This window comes from Trichococcus palustris, from assembly GCF_900114465.1.
Classification (GTDB): domain Bacteria; phylum Bacillota; class Bacilli; order Lactobacillales; family Aerococcaceae; genus Trichococcus; species Trichococcus palustris.
Genome location: NZ_FOTD01000049.1, coordinates 1 through 1,907, shown reverse-complemented (window position 1 = coordinate 1,907; position 1,907 = coordinate 1). Strand labels below are relative to the sequence as shown.

General features: G+C 44.2%; 1 protein-coding gene. It reads left to right on the top strand.

Features of this window, described 5'->3' with window-relative positions:
* The first annotated feature begins 118 nt into the window (after positions 1-118).
* Positions 119-1,807 (top strand): IS1634 family transposase, encoded by a 1,689-nt coding sequence (locus BM101_RS13790; RefSeq protein ID WP_218149951.1) that lies wholly within the window; start codon positions 119-121, stop codon positions 1,805-1,807.
* The last annotated feature ends 100 nt before the right edge of the window (positions 1,808-1,907 follow it).

Below are 1,907 nucleotides of genomic sequence, written 5' to 3'. Positions count from 1 at the left end.
CCCGACTTTGACAGTTAACTCAGTATTTTTTTAGTGAAAACCTTGCGGTTATCGGAAAAAACGCAAGGTTTTCATTATTTTATATTGTTGTATACGGTTGTTTACGGTATAATGAAGTATGTTTATAAAAGTGATCAAGAACCGTGAAGGCACACAATATGTTTCGATTGTGGAGGGCTATCGCGATAAAGACAAAGTGAAGCACCGTACCATCAAATCTCTGGGCAAGCTGAAGGACCTAGAAGCCGGGAATCCCAATTATTTAGCGGAGTTAAAGGAGAACGTCAAAGCAGGGAAGTATCAACCGGAACCAGAAACCCTTTCGCTTAACCTTGATTTAAACAAAAAAATATCGAATCCACTCCAAAACTACGGTTGGCTCCTATTGGATGAAATCTATAGAGGCTTAGGGCTCTCAAAGGTTTTACGAGCACACCAAAAAGGAACGAACTCAAAAATCGATCTCAACGAGTCATTGCGCCTATTGACGGCAAAGAGGATTTTGGATCCCCAAAGTAAATGGAAAAGCGTTCAGTCCCAACGGGACCTGTTCGGAGATTTCAATTTGTCGACGCAAGATGTCTACCGGGCATTGGATACCTTCAGCCTACTGAGCGAACAGATTCAACTGCAAATGCATCATGCCATCACGAAGAATGTTGGACGTACTGGAGCATTGGTCTTTTATGATGTCACGAACTACTACTTTGAAACCGATTTGGATGATGAGCCTCTCAAGGTTGATGGGGAAACAATCCCTGCTTTTCGGAAGCGGGGCCCTAGCAAGGAGAAGAGACCAAACCCGATTGTCCAAATGGGTTTGTTCATGGACACCAAAGGAATTCCTATTGCCTTCCGATTATTTCCTGGAAACTGCGTAGACGTAAAGACCTACCTACCCGCTGTGGAACAAATCAAAAAACAGTTTGGCATCGAGCGAATCGTTGTCGTAGCCGATAAAGGAATGAACAGCAAGAACAACATAACCGAGACACTCCAGAACAAAGACGGATACCTTTTCAGTCAAAAAGTCCGTGGCACCCGAGGTGCACCAAAAGACATCCAAGCGTTCGTTCTGGATTCTGAAGGTTGGATCGCCAATGAGCAAGAAACCTTCGCAAAGAAATCGATGATCCGCAAAAGAACAGTGAACAAGAAGGAAATCACCGAGAAAATTCTCGTAACCTGGAATCAGAAATATGACTTCCGTGAAAAAATCCGGCGTAAGAAATCGGTGGAGTATGCGGAGAAATTGACGGCAGGCGAGAGATTCCGATTGACCATGAGAAAAGGCGGCAAACGATACTTAGATGTGGAAACTGTCGACGAAGAAACCGGGGAAATCAAGAGGCTCGTGCCACACATCTCCATCGATGAGGAACAAATTGCATTTGATGAGCAGTTTGACGGCATCAATGTCCTTATCACCAGCGAGACGGAAATGAGTGATGAAGAGATGTTGGCTAGCTACCGCTCTCTGAGCCGCATTGAAGATTGTTTCAAGGTCTTGAAGACTACCTTTTATGCGCGTCCAATTTACGTCTGGACCCAACCCCATATTGAAGCACACTTCCTGATCTGCTTCATCTCCTTAACGATCATGCGGCTACTGGAACATAAACTTGATGGGCAACTTAGCCCTGAAAGAATTCAGAGCGCCCTACTCAGCGCGCAGTGCCGTCCGTTGGAAAAAGGCTACTGGGAAGTCTTCGGTGACGATGATTTCCTGAAAATCAATGAACTCCTTGGAAAAAAATGGACCCATCAATATGTTCCTCTAGAAGTCCTTAGGACTTACGCAAAATAGTATGTGTGTACAACAAATTTAAAACGAAAAAAAGCAGCTGGAAACCGCTATTTAACGGTATTTCTAGCTGCTTTTCCCTTTTTAAACTGTCAAAGTCGGG

What these genes read in the sequence shown, in the direction of transcription:
- BM101_RS13790 (WP_218149951.1), top strand. Translation starts at nt 119, where the DNA reads ATGTTTATAAAAGTGATCAAGAACCGTGAAGGCACACAATATGTTTCG.